General features: G+C 42.7%; 14 protein-coding genes. All 14 read left to right on the top strand.

The window, feature by feature from the left end; genetic code table 11:
- Positions 1–51 precede the first annotated feature (51 nt).
- The 14 genes from R8G66_02160 (at position 52) to R8G66_02095 (ending at position 23,217) form a co-directional block, all read left to right on the top strand.
- Positions 52–1,089, top strand: a complete 1,038-nt coding sequence (locus R8G66_02160) for a nitrous oxide reductase accessory protein NosL (GenBank protein MDW3191130.1) — start codon at positions 52–54, stop codon at positions 1,087–1,089.
- 44 nt (positions 1,090–1,133) lie between these two features.
- Positions 1,134–2,315 carry a nitrous oxide reductase family maturation protein NosD gene (gene nosD / locus R8G66_02155; protein MDW3191129.1) on the top strand — a complete coding sequence of 394 codons (1,182 nt, stop codon included), beginning with the start codon at positions 1,134–1,136 and terminating at the stop codon, positions 2,313–2,315.
- Positions 2,312–3,010: an ABC transporter ATP-binding protein gene (locus tag R8G66_02150; protein ID MDW3191128.1), complete on the top strand. Its 699-nt coding sequence runs from the start codon at positions 2,312–2,314 to the stop codon at positions 3,008–3,010. Before nosD ends, R8G66_02150 begins: the two co-directional genes overlap by 4 nt.
- On the top strand, positions 3,007–3,789 hold the full coding sequence (locus R8G66_02145; protein MDW3191127.1) for an ABC transporter permease: 783 nt from the start codon (positions 3,007–3,009) through the stop codon (positions 3,787–3,789). The genes R8G66_02150 and R8G66_02145 overlap by 4 nt, the downstream gene beginning before the upstream one ends.
- 124 nt (positions 3,790–3,913) lie before the next feature.
- Positions 3,914–5,386 carry an APC family permease gene (locus R8G66_02140; protein MDW3191126.1) on the top strand — a complete coding sequence of 491 codons (1,473 nt, stop codon included), beginning with the start codon at positions 3,914–3,916 and terminating at the stop codon, positions 5,384–5,386.
- Positions 5,383–6,840 (top strand): aldo/keto reductase, encoded by a 1,458-nt coding sequence (locus R8G66_02135; GenBank protein MDW3191125.1) that lies wholly within the window; start codon positions 5,383–5,385, stop codon positions 6,838–6,840. Before R8G66_02140 ends, R8G66_02135 begins: the two co-directional genes overlap by 4 nt.
- 208 nt (positions 6,841–7,048) lie before the next feature.
- Entirely contained in the window at positions 7,049–10,150 is a 3,102-nt protein-coding gene (locus R8G66_02130) for a hypothetical protein (GenBank protein MDW3191124.1), read from the top strand.
- Positions 10,151–10,245: 95 nt separating this feature from the next.
- Positions 10,246–12,630 (top strand): FtsX-like permease family protein, encoded by a 2,385-nt coding sequence (locus R8G66_02125; protein ID MDW3191123.1) that lies wholly within the window; start codon positions 10,246–10,248, stop codon positions 12,628–12,630.
- A gap of 167 nt (positions 12,631–12,797) precedes the next feature.
- Positions 12,798–15,173 carry an ATP-binding protein gene (locus R8G66_02120; protein ID MDW3191122.1) on the top strand — a complete coding sequence of 792 codons (2,376 nt, stop codon included), beginning with the start codon at positions 12,798–12,800 and terminating at the stop codon, positions 15,171–15,173.
- Positions 15,174–15,281: 108 nt separating this feature from the next.
- Entirely contained in the window at positions 15,282–16,160 is an 879-nt protein-coding gene (locus R8G66_02115; protein MDW3191121.1) for a response regulator, read from the top strand.
- 405 nt (positions 16,161–16,565) lie between these two features.
- Positions 16,566–17,060, top strand: a complete 495-nt coding sequence (locus R8G66_02110) for a YfiR family protein (GenBank protein ID MDW3191120.1) — start codon at positions 16,566–16,568, stop codon at positions 17,058–17,060.
- A 28-nt stretch (positions 17,061–17,088) separates the two neighbouring features.
- Positions 17,089–19,266 (top strand): methyl-accepting chemotaxis protein, encoded by a 2,178-nt coding sequence (locus R8G66_02105; protein ID MDW3191119.1) that lies wholly within the window; start codon positions 17,089–17,091, stop codon positions 19,264–19,266.
- A 19-nt stretch (positions 19,267–19,285) separates the two neighbouring features.
- On the top strand, positions 19,286–21,292 hold the full coding sequence (locus R8G66_02100; protein MDW3191118.1) for a TonB-dependent receptor: 2,007 nt from the start codon (positions 19,286–19,288) through the stop codon (positions 21,290–21,292).
- Between the two features lie 23 nt (positions 21,293–21,315).
- Positions 21,316–23,217, top strand: a complete 1,902-nt coding sequence (locus R8G66_02095; GenBank protein ID MDW3191117.1) for a tetratricopeptide repeat protein — start codon at positions 21,316–21,318, stop codon at positions 23,215–23,217.
- Positions 23,218–23,243: the final 26 nt, after the last annotated feature.

Here is a 23,243-nt window from a genome sequence, read left to right as displayed (position 1 = left end):
ATTAATAGCCGCCTCCAACAGGGGGCGGCTTAACTCAAAAAAACATCAATTATGAAAACATCCAAGTGGATGATGTTGATCGGAGCATCGCTTCTGGCTGGTCTATTCATATGGCCTCTATGGAACATTACCCTGGAAGCGCCACAGTATCCGGATCCAATTGGGATGGATATTCATATCAACCGTTTTGAAGATATGAATCCCAATGATATTCAGAACATTAACATCATGAATCATTATGTCGGAATGAAGGACATTCCTGAATCCATTCCGGAATTTCGGTTTTTTCCGATTGTTGCTGGGTCCATGATGGTGTTGGGGATGGTATTTGGTTTGATAGGTAATCGGAAATTGTACCTGGTCTGGCTGGGTTTGATGGTGATTCTGGGAGTATTGGCTTTCTATGATTTTTATTTATGGGAATACGACTATGGTCACAACCTAAAGGAAAATGCAGCCATCAAGTTTACAGATAAAGACGGACAACCAATGGCCTATCAACCGCCCTTGATTGGCGCAAAGGACATCCTGAATTTCAAAGCGATTTCCATGCCTCGATTTGGAGCCTATTTGATGTTCGGAGGTATGCTGTTGTCACTGTTGGCCTTCTTCAAGTCCCAAAAAGAGGAACTATTGAAACCCTTGACTGTTTCGTTAATGCTTTTCATGCTACTGTCTTGTAGCTCAGACAAACAGCCCATTCACTACGGGCAAGATGCATGTGCATTCTGTAAAATGACGATTGTCGATCGTTCCCATGCGGCACAACTAGTCACTGATACGGGGAAAAACTATAAGTACGATGCAGTAGAATGCATGATGAATGACCTCAAATCATGGGAAGGTCGTCGGGTCAGAAACCTATGGGTGTCTGATTATGGCAATCCTGGTCAGATGACCGATGCGAAAAGTGCTGGTTATTTGATCAGTAAAGGGATTCCTAGTCCCATGGGGATGAACATTACAGCCTTTCAAAGTTTGCCGTACAGAGATAAAATGCAGAGTGAAAAATCCGGACGTGTCTTGGATTGGACGCATCTACAAGAGGAATTTGAATTGAATCACAATTCACATTTGGTCACACAGTGAAACGTTATTGCAACCTAATTCTGATATTTTTTTCCCTGAAGGCAATGGCAGGTACCATCCATTTGAGCCATTCAAGCCGTATTTCATCTTTGGAAAAGGCCGTAGAACTGGCGGAAGCCTCCGATACCATTCAGATCAAGGCAGGAACCTATAAAAGTGTCAATCTGGAACTTAAAAAGCCCTTAACCATTATAGGGGAGGCCGGCGTTGTATTAGATGGTAACAATGAGGGGTACATCCTTCGAATTTTGTGCAATGATGTTCGTCTAAAGGGGTTAAAGCTCATCAATGCGGGGAAAAGTTACACCCGGGATTATGCCGCGATCTACATCAGTCACAGTTCAAACTTCCACATTGACCAGATAGAAATCGTCGATCCCTTTTTTGGTATCCTGATTGAAAAATCAAGTAATGGTAGGGTCCAGCATGTGAAGGTCTTTGGAACATCGAAGCAAGAAGATGATGCAGGCAATGGAATACACGCATGGCACTGTAGCAATCTTAACATTCACGCGAATGAAATTCAGGGCATGCGAGATGGAATTTACCTGGAATTTGTGGATGATAGCCTCATTGATAAAAATAAAGCAGTTGGGAATATTCGGTACGGTTTACACTTTATGTTCTCTAACCATGATCGCTACCACAATAATCACTTTAAAAATAACGGAGCTGGAGTTGCGGTGATGTTCTCTAAATTCATTGAAATGCGAAACAACGAGTTCCTGGAAAATTGGGGGACAAGTTCTTACGGTTTATTGCTTAAGGAGATATATGATGCAGAAGTTAAGGACAATCTGTTTTATCAAAATACGACAGCTGTTTTCATTGACGGGACTACTCGATTGAAATATGCTGGTAATACCTTCAAACTGAATGGTTGGGCAATTCGAGTTTCAGGAGGGTGCTATGAGAATGAGATTACAGCCAATAATTTCATCAGTAATTCCTTCGATGTGTCTTATAACTCGAGGGTAAATGACAATACGGTCAATGGTAATTTTTGGAGTGAGTACGGAGGCTATGATTTAGATCGTGATGGAGTAGGAGATGTACCGCATCGCCCGGTGAAATTGTTTTCTTATATCGTAAATCGTACTCCAGAAACGATCGTTATGATGAGAAGTTTGTTTGTGGATTTGATCAACTTCTCCGAACGTATAACTCCTGTGTTTACCCCAGACAACCTGATGGATGAAACACCCGCTATGAATCCTTTTCCATGATATCTATCAACGCTTTACATAAGACTTTTGGTAAGCTACAGGTGCTTGAGGATGTTTCTTTCACCATCAATAAAGGAGGTATCTACGCCATTCTCGGACCTAATGGCTCTGGTAAATCTACCTTGCTAAAATCTATTTTAGGACAAGTCATTCCAACAGGAGGTAAGATTGAAATTGATCATCGGTCTATCTGTAAGGAACACAAGTACAGACAGCATTTGATCTATTTACCTCAGACTACTCAATTTCCAGAGAACCTAAGGGTAGCAGAACTTTTGACCATGGTTGAAGACCTTAGGCCGGAGGCGGTGCGGAAAGATGAGTTGATCAATTACTTCGGATTGGAGACATATTTAAAGCATAAGCTTGGAGACTTATCAGGGGGTACCCGACAAAAAGTAAACATTGTGCTTGCTTTCATGTATGATGCTCCGATCTGTATTTTGGATGAACCGACTGTAGGCTTAGATCCGGTGGCCCTGATCAAGCTCAAGGAACTTATCGAACAGGAGCGTAGGCGCAACAAAGTGATATTAATGACTACCCACATCATGCCTTTAGTTGAGGAAATGAAAGCGGAGATTATCTTCCTGTTAGAGGGTCGGGTTCGGTTCCGCGGAACCTTAGATATGATTCAAGAAGAAACAGGTGAACAATCGTTGGAACGAGCGATTGCTTCCATGCTTATGTCATGATCAAGCTATTAAAATATACGGTTTTAGACTTGTTAAGAAGTCGATGGAGTTTCGTCTATTTGGGGTTCTATCTGATCCTATCCAGTGTTTTATTATTCCTAAACAGCGACCTGTCCAATGCCATCATTACCTTGATGAATGTCATCATCATTTTAACACCTTTGATTGGCACCCTCTTTGGAATCATGTATTACTACAATGCCCAGGAGTTTACTGCCTTGTTGCTTTCTCAACCAATTAAAAGGTCGAAGATTTTCCTGGGACAGTACCTTGGTGTTACGTTATCCCTGTCCGCAAGTCTGATCATCGGTCTAAGCATTCCTTTCGTCTTTTATGGGCTTTTCGGTTCAAGCATTATCATGGATTTTATCATGCTCGTAACTTCCGGGACTTTTCTGACCTTCATTTTTAGTGGATTTGCCATTTGGATCGGTCTGTCCAACCACAACAAGATCAAGGGGTTTGGCTATGCCATCTTGATCTGGCTATTTTTTGCATTAATCTTCGATGCGCTACTACTGATGCTACTGGTTTATTTTAACGATTATCCCATTGAATCTTTTGCTCTTATTGCCTCTATGACTAATCCAATTGACCTTTCAAGGATTTTAGTTTTATTGAAATTAGAGATATCAGCGCTTATGGGGTACACCGGAGCTATTTTTCAAAGGTTTTTCGGAACTGGATTGGGAATTTTCTGTGCGCTATTGGTGAATTTCATTTGGACGTTGCTGCCTATCGCAGGCATTCTTTATAAAGTCAGGAAAAGAGATTTTTAATCGTACGTATATTCTATTTTGAAGGTCTACTCAATTCTTTTTCGGCTGAAATGAATTCCTGATTGGGGAATATTGTGCTTGTATCATTTTGGTATATCTTTCCAAACGAATCAAGCCTTCATCGTTGACTAAAACCAAAAATAGTCTTGTACGCCGGATCGGAATACTCTCCTTAACTGCAACAGGCATTTGTTCCATGTTAGGAGCATCGATCAATGTGGTACCATTCATGATTCACCGTAGTGTGCCAGGAATCGGACCCTACGTGATCTTTGCCTTCATTTTCGCCATGATTCCGGCCTTATTAGCCGCACTAGCCTACAGCAGCTTATCATCAGCGATGCCACGGGCGGGCGGGAGTTACATATATGCGAGTCGTGGATTAAACCCATACTTGGGGTTCATTGCCAGTTTTTCACAATGGTTTGGACTGAGCATCGTCATTGGTGTGATTGCTTATATCATTGTGCCGTTTATGAGGGATGTATTTGTTGCCCTGGAATGGCATGAGGGTGCAGCACTTTTAGAAGTCGCCTGGATTCGCATTGGAATTGCTCTGTTCTTGATCTGGTTGTTCGTTTACATTAACATTCTTGGGGGAAAGTTCTATGAACGAACGGTGGTTCCTTTGATGTTCATCATGTTTTTGTTAGGAGGTATTGTCATTGTTACAGGCTTCAGCTTTGACCAGTCAACTTATTTATCGGTTGTAGAGGAATCGCTAACAAAACACGGACCAGCACCTTTCGATTTAAAGCTATTTCTGTCTGCTGCAGCTATCTTATTTTCAAGCTTCATCGGCTTTGATGCCATCGCTCAAGCAGGAGGTGAGGCCAAAAGCCCAACAACAACATTACCAATCGCTATTTTACTTGCCATAGGTGTGGTAGGGCTATTCTACTTTTTATACACCATTGGCGTTTATCGCACTGTCCCATGGTCGTACGTGCAGGAACAAGCACTCATCAAAGATATAAGTGCACCTGGATTGATAGCTCCTTTATTGCCAGCAGGGCTTTCCGTAGCCATATTGGTGGGTGCTGCCATTGCATTGATCAACGATCTTCCAGCCATGTTACTCTCTGTTTCCCGATTGGTTTTTGCCTGGTCCGATGATGGTATTTTCCCTTCAGGAATTGCAGCTGTTCATAAGAAGCACAAGACGCCTCATCGTGCGCTCTTTCTTAGTGGAATCATGGCTTCCATCGGGGTATTTGGTAGTCATTTTGCAGGTGATTTCTTTCTGGGGATCGATATCATGATTACTTCCATGATGGTCAATTTCTTGTTGATGTGCCTGACACTGATCACCATCCATAAAGTGAACCCATCGTTATCGGAAAAGATCAAGTTGATTCCTTCCCTGGGATTAAGAACCTTGATAGGTTTATCAGGAGTGGTGTTGCTGGTCTTGTTCCTGGTGGTGCACACGGTAAAAGACCTAAATGCTGAAGTGACCGCCTGGTATTTTCGTTCTACTCCCGTTTGGATGATCGTCATGTCGATCGGTTCCATCATTTATTCCATAAAGACACAAGCCTTAAGGAAAGCCGGAAAAGACCTCAAAACCCTGTTTAAAAATTTACCTTCTGAATGACCCCAACCACCCATACCGATTTAGCACCGGACTTGAAAATTTCACGGGTACTGACAGGCCTTTGGCAGATAGCCGACCTGGAAAGAGATGGCAATACGCTCAATCCCGGAGCAACTGCTAAATACATGCATGCCTATCACGAAGCGGGTTTCGATACGTTTGATATGGCAGATCATTATGGCTCTGCTGAAGTCATCTCCGGTGCTTTTCGGAAAAGCCTGACTGATCCTAAAGCTGTAAAGTTGTTTACCAAATGGGTGCCTGAACCAGGCAAGGTAAGTAAGGAAACTATCCGGAAAGCTGTTGATAAGGCGTTATCCAGGCTGCAATCAGAACAATTAGACCTGTTGCAATATCATGCCTGGTTGTATCCCGATCCCAGTTGGCTCGATACCTTGTTCGAATTACAGGAGCTAAAGAAACAAGGACTGATCAAGCACCTGGGCGTGACCAATTTTGATGCAGCTCATTTGCGGATGGCAGTGGCCAGTGGGATTGATCTCGTGAGTAATCAGGTATGTTATTCTTTACTCGATCAAAGAGCCAACGGAGAAATGAAAGCAGTTTGTGAATCATATGGCGTTAAGTTATTGGCTTTCGGGACATTGGCAGGAGGGTTCTTGAGTGATCGCTGGTTGAATAAACCGGAACCCAATGTGGATGACAGTTTTACCTGGTCTCAAATGAAATACAAGCGTTTTATTGATCAGGTGGGAAGCTGGGAAGATTTCCAGTTGCTGATGGCGAAGTTGGATGGTGTGGCCAGGAGATATGGAGTTTCAGTTGCCAATGTGGCTTCTAAGTTTATTATGGAGCAACCACATGTGGCCGGAGTGATCTTAGGAGCTCGTTTAGGAAAGAGTGAGCATATTTCTGAAAATCAGCAACTCATGGAGCTGAGCCTCGATCAAGAAGATAAGCAAGCTATTCAAGGTGTGTTGGATACACTGCAGCCGGTGCCAGGAGATTGTGGAGATGAATACCGGAAGCCTCCATTCCTGACGGCATCTGGAGATTTGAGTCATCATGTGAACGGGTTTCCGGATCCTTATCCTACCGTGACGAAAAGCAATGGTAGTCAATTGGCCTTAAGTGGTACCTATTGGGAAGATGTGGCGGGTTTTTCACGGGCCATTCGAAAAGGGAACACCATCAAAGTTTCTGGAACTACGGCCACTCATGGTGATCGAATGATCGGTGGAAATGACTTGAAAGCACAAACCCATTTCATCATCGATAAGATCGAAGGAGCAATCTTGTCCCTGGGAGGAACGCTGGAAGATGTGGATCGTACCCGTATCTTCCTCAATGATGTGAACGATTGGGAACCGGTTTCTCTTGCACATGGAGAGCGGTTCAGAGACATTCAGCCAGCCAATACGCTGGTAGAAGCCAGGCTCGTAGGTGAGGGCTATCGAGTGGAAATTGAGGCGGAGGCGACGATTGTTACATGATGAATGCTATTTTTTCGTCATCGCGACCTGAAGTTTACGTAAGGGAAGCGATCTTTTGACGGTTAACGATCTTTTATATAGAAGAACCTAAATGCAAGTTGTCAGATTGCCACATCTAAAGATAAGGGCATTCTGAATGTGAGGATAACGAATAGATTTGCAATGACCGCAGCACGAAGCGGCAACTTGCTACAATTCATGCTAGCATATGAAATTACTACTTACATTCCTTTCTTTCCTATTTCTTCATGCCTCACTATCTGCACAAACCAATTACTTAGATCAGCTCAAGAACCTGAAAGTCAGAAGTGTTGGGCCTGCCAATATGAGTGGAAGGATAACCACCATCGATGTGGTGAATGGGAATCAAAAGATCATGTACATTGGTGCAGCAAGTGGTGGCGTATGGAAATCTGGGAATGGAGGCACCCGATGGGACCCGGTCTTTGACAGACAGGTAACTCAAAACATTGGGGCACTGGCCATTCAACAAGATAATCCAAACGTGGTATGGGTAGGTACCGGGGAAGGAAATCCCCGCAATTCCATGAACCTGGGACTAGGTATTTTCAAGACCACCGATGGAGGAGAGTCGTGGGATCACATGGGATTGGAAAAAACCAAAACCATTCACCGAATTATTGTACATCCCAGAAATGGCAATGTAGTATTCGTAGGAGCCATGGGTGACCCATTTACACCAGGACCTGATCGAGGATTGTACAAAACCACTGATGGTGGTGAAACCTGGGAAAAGATCCTGTACACCAATGATCAATCAGGCGTGGCTGACATGGTAATGGATCCCAAAGACCCCAATAAGATGCTGGTAGCGCTTTATGATCACCGAAGAACACCCTACAGCTTTGTGTCCGGGGGTAAGGGGTCAGGGTTATTCATGACCTATGATGGCGGAGCCAACTGGACACAATTAAACGAAAAGAATGGTTTGCCATCTGGTGAATTGGGAAGAATAGGATTAGCAATTGCACCAAGTAACCCTAAACGTATTTATGCGAAAGTCGAAGCCAGAAAGAATGCGCTGTATCGCAGTGAAGATGGTGGTCTTAGTTGGCAATTGATCAATAAAGACCCAAAATACACCAACAACCGACCCTTCTATTTTCAGGAATTGGCAGTCAGTTCGGACAATCAGGACCTGCTCTACAACATCTATCAGCCCTTGTCAGTAAGTTATGATGGCGGCGAAAGTTTTGATCCGACGCCACAGATCCCAGCCGATGAAACGAAAGGAGTACATGCGGATTTTCACGCCTTTTGGATGTCACCAGACGATGCGGAATTCTACATCATTGGCGGTGATGGAGGGATAGGGATCACAAGAGATCGAGGCAAAAGCTGGTATTTCCCTGAATCCATTCCGGTAGGGCAACTGTATCAGGTCAATGTAGACGAAGAAATGCCATATCATGTCTACGGTGGATTGCAAGACAATGGCAACTGGTATGGGCCAGGTTATGTGTGGCGAAGAGGAGGTATCCGAACCTTGTATTGGCAATACCTGGTAGGAGGAGATGGTTTCTATATTTCGCCAGATTCAGAAGACAGTCGTTTTGGGTACGGCACCTCTCAAAACGGAAGTCTCTATCGTTATGACAAGACTGGTGGGTATTATAGCAGCATCAAACCTCCTACACCTGAGGGCTTTCCTCGCTTACGCTTCCATTGGAATGCGGCTTTTGCACAAGATCCGCATGATGCAAGTACGGTATATTATGGCAGTCAATTTGTTCATGTAAGCAAGGACCGGGGCAAGACCTGGGAAGTGATCTCACCAGACCTGACCACTAATAACCCAAAGCAGCAGCTACGAGATTATGGAGGATTGACATTAGATGCTTCCGGTGCTGAGTTTTACAATTGTATATTGGCCATTGCACCTAGTTCCATTAACAAGGATGTGATGTGGGTTGGGACTGATGATGGCAAGGTACAACTCTCAAAGGATGGCGGCAGACAATGGAAAGAAGTCACCAAAAATATCAAAGGGTTGCCCAAAGGAAGTTGGATGACGCGCATCCATGCCTCGGAGTATGAGGAAGGTACTGCCTGGGTGGTGGCCAATAACTATCGGAAGGGAGATTACAAACCCTACTTATTCAAAACAGAAGACTTTGGACAAACATGGCAACCTCAGGTAGAGGAATACAAGCCTGTGTATGGCTATGCCCTCAGTTTCATCCAGGATCCATTGGAGCCAAACCTACTTTTCCTGGGAACAGAAAATGGTTTATGGGTCAGTTTTGATGGTGGAGAAAATTGGGAAAAATTCCGCAATGATTATCCTTCTGTTTCTACCATGGACCTGAAAATTCAACGGCGAGAATCAGCGTTGATCATTGGCACCTTCGGTCGAGCTATATGGATCATCGATGACCTACATGCAATGCGAAAAGTGGCGGCAGAAACGATGCTGAAAAACCTGGAAATAGCCAAAATCAATCCCGTGGTTCAGGTGAAAGGTATCTTCATCAATGCACAAGGCAATATTTGGACGGGTTTCCATACCACCTTTGAAGGAGATAATCGTTCGTTCATGACCATGCAGATTCCATATTTTGTGAAGGAATCCAGGGCCGGAGGGTTGGTTGCTGGGACTGTATATGATACTGAGAACCGATTGATTCAACGCTTAGCCGGCAACCCACCGATCGAAGGACTCAATTACCTGGAATGGCAATTAGACGAAAGTGTGTATGCTTTGCCAGAAAGCAGATACCCTCCGAACCGAGGAATACCTGTCCTTCCAGGAGAGTATAAGATAGTGATAAACTATGGCAAAGAGGTAGATTCCGTTCTGGTAGAAGTCATTGCTGATCCCCGATTTGATTTTGATCCCACGATAGACGAACAACTATATCAAATTCAGAAAGAATTGGATGGCCTCAGAAAAAAATTATGGGAAACATTTAAGGAATTGGATCGACAAACTGCATCCATGGCTGATATGCTGGATAGGGAGAATGCACCACCAGGTGGGCCGTTACGCCAGGATGCTACGGATGTTGTGGCCACTGTTAATCGCTTAAAAACCGTTGCCAGAGGAAAACCGATTTATAAACAAGTTGGTGCCTGGCAGTCTTTTCAGGTTACTGCGTTTTCCAAGTTAAAAGATGCTCAGTGGAAGTTCGTGTCAAGTCATTCCAAAATTTCAGACCAGGAGCTAAGGCTCATTCGGGAGTGTGAGCAATTAGTCAATGATTTTGTGCAACAGTTTGAGCAATACCTGACGGACACCTGGCAGCCATTTGTGGCCAAAGTTCGAGAGAAAGGGATTTCTTGGGAATAATGAAATAAGGAATCTCGCGTATCCAATGCAACTATTGTGAAATGATCAGGTCAATGGTTAGTTGGTAACTTATTCTTAAACCAAACTAACCTCCCATGATTCGACACCATTTCAAGGTAATTTACCGTCAAATGCTCCGAAGTAAAGTGTATGCCTTACTCAACATCGGAGGACTTTCTCTGGGCATGGTTGTGGCCATATTCATCGGTCTTTGGGTCCATGACGAGTTGACCTACAACCAATATCATGATAACTACGATCAGATGGTTCAATTACTGACCCACAGCCAGTTTGGTGACCGAAAAGTGACCAATACTTTCATGATGACCGCAGTTGGGAGTACGCTTACGGAGAATTTTCCTGATGCGGTAGAAGAGGTGTTTATGGCAGAAGGTCGTGCCAATCGTCGGGTCATTGCTTACGGTCAGAAAAGCCTGAGAGAAGTGGGGTTATTAGTGACAGCCAATGCACCAAACATGTTAGGGTTTGACATGATTGCAGGCTCTCAGGAAGGGTTGATTGACAAGTATTCGATCATGTTGTCCGAGTCTTTTGCGAAACGGCTTTTTGGGACGGAGAACCCCATGAACAAGACGGTTAAGGTGGCAGGTAGAACGGATCTTTTGGTGACAGGGGTATACAAGGACATTCCGAATAACTCCCGATTTTCTTATGCCAATTATACGACTCGGTTGGTACTCACTGTGGGAGACAAGAACATGAATATCTGGGACAATTTCAATGTGAAGGTTTACGCAAAAATGTCTCCAGAAGCAAATTTAGCTGACATTGGATCTGCCTTGAATGAATTTACGGCCCCTCATTACAACCAGAATGATCGACGTAGGCAGGTGTTTTTGCATCCGATGAAAGACTGGCATTTAAGGTCTGAATTTGAGGATTTTATGCCGGTTATGAGTCAGCAAATGAAATTTGTTTGGCTCTATGGACTCATTGGCGTTTTTGTTTTGATTTTGGCATGTATCAATTTTACTAACCTCAGTACGGCCAGGTCAGAAAAGCGAGCCAAAGAATCAGGGATCAGGAAAACATTGGGTTCGATCCGTCGAGAATTGATTGCACAGTTCTACATTGAAACGTCATTGTATGCCTTGTTGAGTTATTTGTTGGCGCTGGGAGCATATGTGATCTTACTTCCGTGGTTCAATGAGCTATCCGGGAAAAGTATCCAGGAACCCTGGCAGATGATTGGCTTCTGGGGAATTTCTGGTGGTTTTCTGTTAATTACCGTGATTGCTGCTGGTTCCTATCCTGCATTATACTTGTCTTCATTTTCGCCGGTTCGTGCCCTGAAAGGAAAGTTTTCTGAAGGGAACCGAGCATCCATTCCCAGAAAAGTATTGGTAGTTGTGCAATACACAATTTCTATTGCTTTGATCGTAGGAACAATCACTGTTAATAATCAAATACAGACGGCTAAAAACAGACCTGTTGGCTATTCACCAGAAGGTATGATTTCCCTAGAACGCGCTTCGCCAAATTTTAGTAAAAAGATGGATGTCCTAAAAGCGGAGCTCTTGAATACAGGATTGGCCCAAGCTGTTGGAAGTTCCAATTATCCGGTGGTCAACAATCTGGGTTGGAATGGAGGCTTTACTTGGGATGGGATGGATGAAAACTTCGATAAAACTTTTAATACGATCAATATTTCACCGGGTTATGCCAGAGCTGTTGGAATGAAATTCATTCTCGGAAGGGATTTTTCGGAAGAATTTGGAAACGACCATAAAGCGATCATCATCAACCGAACAGCAATGGAATTGATGCAATTGGAAGACCCAATAGGTATGGTCGTGAATTATAATCCGTCCTGGAAGGAAGCTGAAAACTACACCATCATCGGGGTGGTGGAGGACATGATCAAGAATTCACCTTTTGAAAAAACCGATCAATCCATCATGTTTTTCGATGAATCATGGATCCAGTACCTCTATATCCGCCTGAACCCGAATTCTAGTGTGAGCGAGGCATTGGTTGGTTTGGAGGAGGCTTTTCACAAGGTATTACCGAATGATCCTTTTGACTACAGTTTCGCAGATGATGATTATGAGCGAAAGTTTCTCAACGAGCAACGTATCAGTGAGCAAGCCAGTTTTTTCAGTGTGGTTGCCATATTTATCAGCTGCCTGGGGCTTTTCGGATTAGCGGCTTTCCTGGCCGAACAACGTATCAAAGAGATTGGTATTCGTAAAGTGCTAGGAGCGACTGTTACTCACATCCTGACTTTACTTTCCAAAGAGTTTATCGTATTAATGGTCATCGCAAGTTTTGTGGCTATTCCCATCGCTTATCAGGTGCTGGATACCTGGCTCAATAGCTATGAGATCAGAACCTCGATCCATTGGTGGTTTTTCGGTTTAGCGGGCTTTGGAGCTTTGATGCTGACGCTACTGACCACTGGATTTCACGCCGTAAAGGCAGCCTTAGCGAACCCGGTACAGTCATTGCGGTCGGAGTAGAATGGAGATGAGCTCATCGTAAAATTCCTAATTACTGATTGGTACCTGAAGGGTTTTTTACAAGAAACGTGATGGGTTTTGCACACTAAGTTTTTACGAGTGTGATGGCGTTTCTTCGTTAAATTCAATTGATATTTGACCCAGGCAGATTTCAACTTTCACAACCAATGAGTATCCGCTTCCTACTTGTATGGACCATATTCGTATTTGCTATATGCATGTGTAATGCGCAAAAGCGTGAACGTATTGACAGTTTACAGCATGCACTAAATTCAGACTCTGCTGAGGACACTTTAAGGGTAAGCACGCTAAATCTACTCTCCGGGGAATACTATCATTTGGATTTTGATAGTTCTTATTTTTACGCACATCAAGCGCTAGCCTTATCGAATAAAATCCAGTATTCTTATGGATTGACTGAAGCGTTTAATAACCTGGGCTTTGCTCATATCCCCTGGGGGCATTATGACAGTGCTATTTGGTATTTTGGGAAGAGTTTGTCTCTCTCAGAAGCAAACTCTTTCAAGTACTTGCAGTCCGAGTCTTATATTGGACTTGGCATAACAAATGAAGAGTCCGGGCATTATAAACAAGCATTGGAGACTTATTATCAGGCGTTAGCCATTAAATCGAGATTAAATGACCAGGCTGGAATGGGCAAGATCCATAATAACCTGGGCCAGGTCTTTAGGAATATGGGTGAGCTTGATAGTGCTACCTCGCATTTGCTGACGGCTTTGGAAAACGACGCTTTTCTCAAGGCATACAATGACGGTGCATCCGCTTATCTTATTCTAGGGATGGTCAAACTTTCTTTAGAAGAGTATGAAGCATCTATGCCGCTATTTCAGGAGTCTCTGAAAAGGTTGGAATTACCTGACCAGATCATCAAAATCGCTTCCAGTAACGGTGGGCTGGGTAGGGCTTTTTTAGAATTAGGTGATTTGGACAGTGCGAAGTTCTACCTAAGGCTTGGCTTAATCCAATTTTCCAACATCAGACATATAGGAGGCGAGGCCAGCTTGACGGCTTTTTTGGCAGAAGCTTTTCGCGCAGAGAATAACTGCGACTCGGCTATATACTACTACGAAAAAGGAATTGACCTCCGTAAGTCTGCAAACAACCTACAATATGTCGCCAGGGAATTGACTTATTTGTCCATGTGCCTGGTACAAATGGGAGATCTGAATAGGGCCACTCAAATGACCCTGGAGGCTGCGAGACTGGCAAAAGAGTTGGGGTCTAAAACGGAAGCCTCAGGGGCTTATTCCCTACTACATGAAATTTATTCAAGGCAAGGGCAGTTTCAAAAAGCCTATGAAGTCATGAAACTTAGCGCAGCTTATAGAGATAGTGTCTTGAATCAGCAACGTATCAATGAGATCAATCGGCTTGAAAATCAGCACCAAATAAATACCATTAAAAAAGAACAGGAGTTGATTCGAGCAAATGCCATGGCGGAAGAACTCCGATTGAAAAATGAGATATCAAGAGGGAAATGGATCCAATTTGGGACGATCGCAGGAACTGTGGTCCTTATCATTGTCTCTTTGATGTTGTACCTGTCTTTGAGACGGAAAAGGCAGGATAATGCGCTCATTGCAGAAAAGAATATCCAGATCTCAAAAAATGCGGAACAGCTAAAATTATCGAAGGAAAAGTTAGAGGAGTTGACCAGTTTTAGGGAAGGAATGACACAGATGGTAGCACATGACATGAAAAATACGTTAAATACCATCATTGGATATTCCTCGGTACAGAGCTCTGGAGAATTGAAACATGTCAACCATGCCGGTAGGCAAATGCTCGGATTAGTAACAAACATGCTAGACGTACAAAAATTCGAGGAAGCCAGCATGAAAATTAAAAAGCGTCAATTTTCTTTGGAACAACTGATACTCCGGTCAAAGGATCAAGTCAGGTTATTGTTGGTACAAAAGGACCTGAAGGTTGCTGAAAATCTGCAGCATGACATGATTTGGGGCGATCCGGATATTTTTGATCGTGTCCTGGTCAATCTAATCACCAATGCTATCAAATATTCAAATTATGGTGGTCAGATCGAGATCAACTCAGTGATCAAAGAAAACCAATACATCATCTCTGTAATTGATGAAGGTGTGGGGATTTCACAGGAGGACTTACCGCATATCTTCGATAAATTTTGGCAAGGCTCATCTATGAAAAAATCAGGAGAGTCTTCGTCAACAGGATTAGGCCTTACCTTTTGTAAAATGGCAGTAGAAGCACACGAAGGGTCAATTTCGGCTATATCTCAGCCTGAAAAAGGAACCTCTATCGTGATAGCATTACCCAAACAGCAAGATCAAGCCGTAGCTCTATCTGCTTCCGATATCAAACTCCTTGATCCGTATAGGAGTAGGTTGAAGACTAAAGAAGTGGACGAAGTTGGGGCGATCAAAGATATTTTGAGTGAAATAACCGGAAGTCGTGCCGTAGATAATTGGAAACAGGCCATTGAACAGGCCATCGCCAGTGGTGATCAGGAGCAATTCGATGTAATAATTACAGCACGTGAATGAATTTTGTAGACGATTAGTGGACATATTCCCAAATGATCATGGAATGGATTGAAAATTAGCCAGTTTTGTTCTTCAACTCACTAGTTGAGCACAAATTAACCTTTGCTGATGGAAGACATTTTAAAAGATATAAGGCTATTAGTTGCCGACGATGATTACACGAATGTTGAAATTATCCTTACATATCTTGAAGGAATAACGGAACACCTCCATTATGCTTCCGATGGAGAAAGAGCCTGTAGTTTAGCGTTAAAAAAGACTCCCGATCTTATTATAATGGATTGGCAAATGCCGAAAATGGATGGCATTGAAGCGATTAAGGTATTACAATCCCAGGAAGCAACCAGCGTTATTCCGATCATTGTAGCCACGGGGGTCATGACTTCTTCGGAAAATCTTCAAAAGGCCCTGGATGCCGGTGCGGTGGATTTTTTAAGAAAGCCTTTCAACCCCATCGAATTTAAAGCACGAGTCTCATCGGCATTGAGAATTAGAAATCAGCATCAGACCATACAGCAGATGCTGGTTAAGGAAAAGGCATACATTCAAAGCAATCTGGAACATAAAGAGCGGGAATTGACCAGTATGGCGATCCTTGATCATCAGAAAAATGCTTTACTTAACTCCTTACTTAACCAGGTAAGTCGGTTGGACCGCATCACCAGTCATGTGCATGCAACGGAAATCAAATCCATTGAAAAGGATATTCGATCACAATTGGATTTGAGTAAAAGTTGGGAAACTTTCAAAGTGCATTTTGAGGAAATGCATCAAGGATTTTTCGAAAAGCTCGATAAACAATTTGAGGGCCTTAGTTTAAATGAACGAAAGCTCTGCGCCTATATCAAAATGGGCTTGGGAAACTACGAAATCAGTCAAATGACCACCTCTTCCGATGATGCAGTCCGAAAAGCGATCAATCGACTGAAAAAGAAACTGAACCTCGGACCAAAAGAGGATATCCGGAATTTTTTATTCGGCTTCTAAGTCGCATGGAATAATTCTTTCTTGAACAACGTCTGTTGCCTTCTCATTGGTTGACGATTAGTTGTATTCCACCTTTCATTAAATTCTTATGTTATAGCTTCCTGCCAATCCGGAAATACGGTAGATAATTGGTATGATTCGAGCAGTTTTTCTCAATTTTTTTAACGGAAAATTCGATTTCTTTCTTTGCTCTAAAATATGTCCACAAGAAGTCTATTGGTAAGCCATTTTTTGTATGATACCGCATGCTACATTTGTCTCGTAAGTCATTGGTAACCAGGTTGCCATACAAAAGAGATCAAACAGCCAATACTAAAAATATTTGGTGGGACCAGTGGAGTGAGGGCTTTCCGATGTGTCGGAGGGCCTTGTTTTAAGCCAATTGAATAAACCATTAACAGTACCATGAAAAGAACGATGGTCATCATTTTTTTTATCCTTTCGCTATCAATAAATCCAACTACTTTGAAAGCACAAGTTTCGAAATTTCAAGCCCTGTATCTCTTGAATTTTTCACGTAACCTGGATTGGGATACAGAGGCAATTCAAATTGCCGTGATCGGGAGCTCCAAGACTTTTGATGAACTGTCGGAATTGACGAGTAAATATCCGAATGTGTCCGTCCGAAAAGTCCGTTCGACTGATCCAATCCATGAATTTCAGATGATTTTTCTGCCCGCATCACAATCCAAAAATTTCAATCTACTTCAAGATAAAATTGGTAGCTCCAAAATAGTCCTGGTAGTAGAAAACGAGGATTTGGTAAGTAAGGGAGCAGAAATTGGATTTTCTCTCGAAGGAAATAAACTCAAGTTCTCGATGAACAGAGGGTCAATCTATGAAAGCGCTGTAATCGTGAATGATAAGCTGTTCTCATTGGCTAGCGCTGTAATCAATTAATTAATTCCAATCTAAAACCAGGTCTGATATGAATCCAAACGATTCCTTCTGGCGATTAACAGTGGCCAGGAAAATAGCCTTAACGTGTGGTATTGTAATGTTGATATCTGCATTCAGTGGTGTTTCAAGTTTATTGACCTTCCGTGCCAGCAGGAAAGTGGACGAAACCATTACGAATCATTACTATCCACTTATATCGCAATTAAAGGAGTTTTCGGCTTTGATCAATCAAACCGACGATCTCACCGTAAACTGGATGTATTTACCTAACCCGGACGATAAATCAGCCCTGATAGAAATCATTAAGGAAATATATCCTGCTTCAAAAAATGATGTATTTGAACAATTAAAAAATTGGCCGGATTCAAACCTTTACGAGATATCAGATCACTTTAACAGCTATGATGAAGTACTCCCTTTTGTGTATCGCATAACCGGCACGTTAGTTAAGGAAGAGCACTATAATGATGATCTGTTGTTGTTTGAATTGATACCTGTTTTGGATAACGAAATTTTATTGCCTTTGAAGCGTATTAATGAGGAATTACAAAAGGAAATCACCGTGCTGGAACAAGACGCTGATCATCAACTTGCGGCTAAATTTTCCTCGTTTGATCGATTAGAGAGGGTGATCATCATTATGACGATTTTAGCGTTCCTTTTAGGAGGTGGATGTACCTTTTTGATTACACGATCAATGGTCGATCGTATCCAGCAACTAAACCTTACGGTTCAACAATTAAGCAAGGGAGTTATACCAGAAGATATCTTGCATCAGTCATCAGATGAGATCGGGGAGATAACGGAATCTGTTCAGAAACTCAAGTCAGGATTAATAAGTACCTCCCTTTTTGCGCAAGAAATTGGTAAAGGGAATCTAAGCGCCGAACATGTTTTACTCAGTGATGGGGATGTATTAGGTAAGTCCTTACTTGCGATGCAAAGCAACCTCAATAAAACCATTCACGAGACCAATGATATCGTATCCGTCGTAGCAGAAGAAGGTAAATTGGGAAGCAGAATAGCCCTGGATAACAAGTCCGGCGCATGGGCTGAATTAAGTTTATCCATCAATAACTTATTCGAGTCCATCACATTACCCTTTAAAACCCTTGAAAGTATTCTGACGGCTATGGCAGATGGTGACCTTACGGGAACTTACGAGATAGAAGCAAAAGGAGAGGTGCTCAAGTTGTCTTCCAGTCTGAATGATGCCCTAGGAAGTCTGAATCAATTATTACAGGAGATTGATCGATCCATTCAGACTGTAGAAGACAACTCTACCGAGATGCTCATATCTGGAGAAGAAATGAGTACTAACACCTCAGAAATTGCCACAGCCATTGCTCAGATGAGTACAGGGGCCCAAAATCAGGTGATCAAAGTAGACGAGTCCTCACGCTTAGTAGAAAGTATTTTGAGCAGTTCGGATGAAATGGCGCAACGGTCCGAATCTATTTATTCAGCTGCGAAAACAGGTGTAATTAACAGCACGAAGGGCTCGAAGATGATTGAAAACATAGCGGCAAGCATCAATAATATTAGAAGTGTTTCTGATGCGACGAATGAAGCGCTCAATACGCTTTCAAGGCGTTCTAATGAAATTGAGAAGGTGCTTCAGGTGATCACTGAAATCGCATCTCAAACAAATCTCTTGGCCTTGAATGCTGCAATTGAAGCTGCACAGGCAGGAGAGGCGGGAAGAGGGTTTTCTGTGGTGGCGGAAGAGATCAGAAAACTTGCGGAAGGTTCACGAGCATCTGCAAAGGAAATCGAACAATTAATTACTGAGGTGAACCAGGATACATCGACCACTATGCGGTTGATGAATGAAATGATCGGTGGAGTAGACAAGGGTGTAAGAGATGCCAAACAGGCATTTGATGTCTTTGAAGAGATTTCAACATCATCCTCCAATACCCTTGGTTATTCTGAAGACATTCTGAAGTTGAGCAAAGACCAGTCATTGAAGATCGGCGAAGTAGTATCGATCACAGAATCCATAGTAGTCATTGCCGAACAGACAGCCGCTGGAACTGAAGAAGTGGCAACCTCTTCCTCCGAATTGGAAGCGGGTATGAACAGTTACATAGAGAAATCTAAGCGCCTAAATAAAATATCTGCCCAACTCAAATCAAACATTGGGCAATTCAAACTTCAACATTCAATTGGGACACGTCCACAGGCTACTCAATTGATCGCCTAACAATAAAAAAAGTCAAGCCATGAATAAAATGAATACCTTGATCATTGCCTGTCTCGTTTGGATGGGATTGATCTGCTTTTCGAAAACCGCCAATGCACAAGATGTGAAGCCATACGATCAAGAGGATCTGACGATGTTATCTCTGGAGGAACTGCTCAACATATCGGTGACTTCTGCATCGAAAAAAGAAGAGACCGTTTTTGCTGCTCCTTCTATCGTAGCGACCATTACCGCAGAGGAAATTGCCCTCTTTGGAGGTAATGATTTATTGGATGTATTGGAAAGAGCAACCAGTATCTATAACCTCTCATCCATGTCATTCCGCAAGAGTACGGTAGGACTGAGAGGTGACCTGCCGGATGAGGTGAATACCCATTTGTTGTTCATGATCGACGGGCGTCCGTTTCGCGATAGTAACAAGGCTGGGCTAAACACTGCACTACTTTCAGCCTTTCCTCTCGGATCAATCAAGCAGATCGAAATCATTAGAGGACCAGGGTCTGTTATTCATGGGACGAATGCTTATGTAGGAGTGGTTAATATCATTACCAAAAAGGATGTTGATTATTTGGCCACACAAGTAAAAGGAGGGTCTTTTGGTACGATCAAAGCGGAGGCCAATGGAGGTAAGACTTTTGGAGACCTTCGGATCAGTGGAGGAATCAATTTCAGATCTACAGAAGGATGGAATTTTCGGGACAGTGTATTTTCCATGAACATTGCTCCCAATCGTAAAGAGGCAGCAGTCGATTTAGCTGAACAAGCGATTGGTGCTAATCTTAACCTGGCCTATAAGCACTTTACACTAAAAGGTTTTGTTGGTGCGAATGAAATGACCAATGTCGTAGGATGGCATGAGAATGATGCGTTTCCCTACCGAGCCAAAAGGCTTTGGTTTGACCTGGGTTGGCAGGATACCTTATTGGTGGATAAATATGCACTCAGCCTCAATATTACTTCCAATTCAACACGGGACGAATTTGAGATGAATAATCCTGTAACCATGGGAGAGGTGAACGAAGTTTATGCGGACGATTACCTTTTTGAGTTTACTAACTTTTATCGTCCATTTTATCAGCTAGAGTTGACTTTTGGTGGAACTGTGAACTTATTGTCCGGTAGTGAGGAAATAACAGTAAACGATAATAGGAGATACATTTCTGTTGAATCTTACAACCGAGAATGGTTTCGGGGTTATGTACAAGCAGACCTAAAAACTACGGACTGGTTGACAATAGTATTGGGTGGTCAATTAAACAAAGTGCCCAATGTCAATTTAAATTTTGCACCAAGGTTAGCCCTGATCGCCAATAACCGTTCAGGGTTTGGAGGGAAAATACTTTACGGACAAGCATTTAGGTCACCAAATGCCGCTGAAAACGGGTTAATCGGCCCCGTGATCGTGGACCCCAGGCCTGTTTTTGGTAATAATAGATTGACTCCTGAAGTGATATCAACATTTGAGGCCCAAATATTCTACCACCTTAAGAAAAGTACGCTGGCAGTTAACTATTTCTTGAGCAAACAAACGGATCTCATCAAAAGAGCCCCTGCTTACAGCAACGCTGGAGAGTTGGAGAGTCAGGGCATTGAAGCCGAATGGAAATTAACTCCAAATAAGAACTTGTTTGTGATAGGGTCATACACCTACCAGTTATCTGAAAATCAAGAAGGAGAGCAAGACTTGAATGGCCTCCCTAGGCATATGTTTAAGTTAGGTTTATCCTACAATTTTGATCAATGGGTAAACCTGGCTTTCCACCACGCCTATTATTCCTCACCCATCGAAAAAGGAGCTATTCCTAATGTTGGATTATTATCTGATTATCATTTAGCGACATTGAAGACCAGCTTTAATTTGAGCCAAATTACGCGTGGAACTACTAACCTTCAATTGTTTGCAGAAGTACATAATTTATGGGACTCCAAGGTCTATAATCCATCATTCCTGATTGGGACTGACCGGAATATCATCAGGACGCAGCCCGGAAGAGCCGTTTATCTAGGGGCTACAATTACTTTTTAGTTTCCAGGATCATCACTTTTTGTATGAGAAAAATTCTTATCAGTCTTTTCAGGGTAATAGCTAAAAGGTATGACGTTAAAGGCAATACATCGCTAAGATTTAAAGCAAGTAAGAGAGGCTGGCTCGTCTGTTTTTTATTGGTTGTGAGTATTGGCGCTCAAGCCCAGATGGACTTAGACTCTTTAATGACGATTTGGAACAATACGAATGCGCAAGATGCGGTGAGATCAAAGGCATTTTTTCAATATATCCAGGACGGATGGATGCGACGAGACCCGAATACTGCTTTTGTCTTTGCAGAGCAATACCTGGAATTTGCAGAAAGTAAGGGTTTGGATAAAGCGAAAGCGAATGCGCTTCATTTGATGGGGAATGCCCAGAGATTGAAAAGTAAATTCAAAACTGCCCTGGAGTATTATCAGCAGTCTATTGCTACAAGGGAGCGTATTGGAGACTATGGGCCCATGTATGCTTCCACCTTAAATAATATTGGTAATGTTTATGTAAAGTCGGGTCAATATGATATGGCTTTGAATCAATATCAACAGAGCGCTTCTGCAGCGCGGGAGACCGGCGACGATAGAAGGTTAGCCTCAGTACTGAATAACCTCGGGAACATCTACAATATTCAGGGCAATTGTATTGAGGCCATCAATTTCTATGACCGAAGTTTGAAGCTAAAAGAGTCGCTTGGCGATAAGATGGGCATGGGTAGTTCACTCAATAATATTGGTAATGTCTACAACCGACAAGGGTATCCGGAGCAGGCCATCAGATACTATCAAAAAAGTCTCAAAGTAAGGGAAGAAATCAATGATGAAAGGGGGCAAGCAAGTTCTTTGCTCAACCTGGGATTAATTATCGCCAACTACCAGAAGCATTACGATCAAGCCTTACTGTATCTGGAAAGGAGTCGATTGATTCGAGAGAAAATAGGGGATAGAAAAGGACTGATAGACACGTTCAATGGCATTGGAAAAGTTTGCCTGCAATTGGAACAAAACGAGCGAGCCATTGGCTTCTTCAATAGAAGTCTGGAACTATTAACAAAAGTTGATTTCAAGCTGGGATTATCAAGGGCTTTGTCGGGGCTGGGTTCTGCGTACGCAGCTTCCAATAACTATGAGAAGGCGATCGAGCATAACAAGGAGTCTTTGAGGATCGCAAAGTCCATTGGTGCGAAAAAAGAGATCATGACCGCCTCTGAAGCACTGTACACTAATTATGAGCAGACGAATCAATATCAACTCGCTTTTACAATGATCAAGCTTTTCATGAAAAGTAGGGATAGCATTGCTAATCTCAAAAGTCAAAGGAGGATCCTCCAGCATGAATTTGAGCAACGGGCGCTGGCGGATAGTATAAAAAATGCAGATACGATCAGACTTCAACAAGTCCTGGTTGACAATGAAGTTCAGAAAAACAGGAGAAAGCAACAACAGGCCTATTTACTTTATGGAGGTATGTTACTGTTGATCATTTTTTTGACCATTCTTTACAATCGTTTCAGAGTAGCCACTTTCAGAAAAAGAGTGATTGAAAGTCAAAAGCTTATGGCGGATGAAACCAACAGGGAATTGGTAGAGAAGAATGAAATGATTCAGGCACAAGCCGATGAGATCAAGGTGATCAATGCGAGGATCAGGTCAATCAACCAGTCTTTGGAACGACGCGTGATGGAACGAACGCGAAAAATCGAACAACAGCATGATAAACTGAAGAAATATGCTTTTTCAAACTCTCACGTAGTACGTGCACCCCTTTCTCGTTTGATGGGGCTGATCAATCTTTGGGATGAACCGAACATTTCAGTTGAAGAACGGACATTGATCGCTGAGTTGATCTCGATCTCTGCACATGAATTAGATGAAATCGTAAGGAACCTCAATGAAGTATTGAATAGCGAAGAAAGGAAATCTGCTTGAAGCAGCATCTTGTTAATTTTTGGATT

The organism is Cytophagales bacterium (assembly GCA_033344775.1).
Taxonomy (GTDB): Bacteria; Bacteroidota; Bacteroidia; order Cytophagales; family Cyclobacteriaceae; genus JAWPMT01.
The sequence above is the reverse complement of the archived record's forward strand: the minus strand, read 5'-3'. Positions and strand labels throughout refer to the sequence as shown.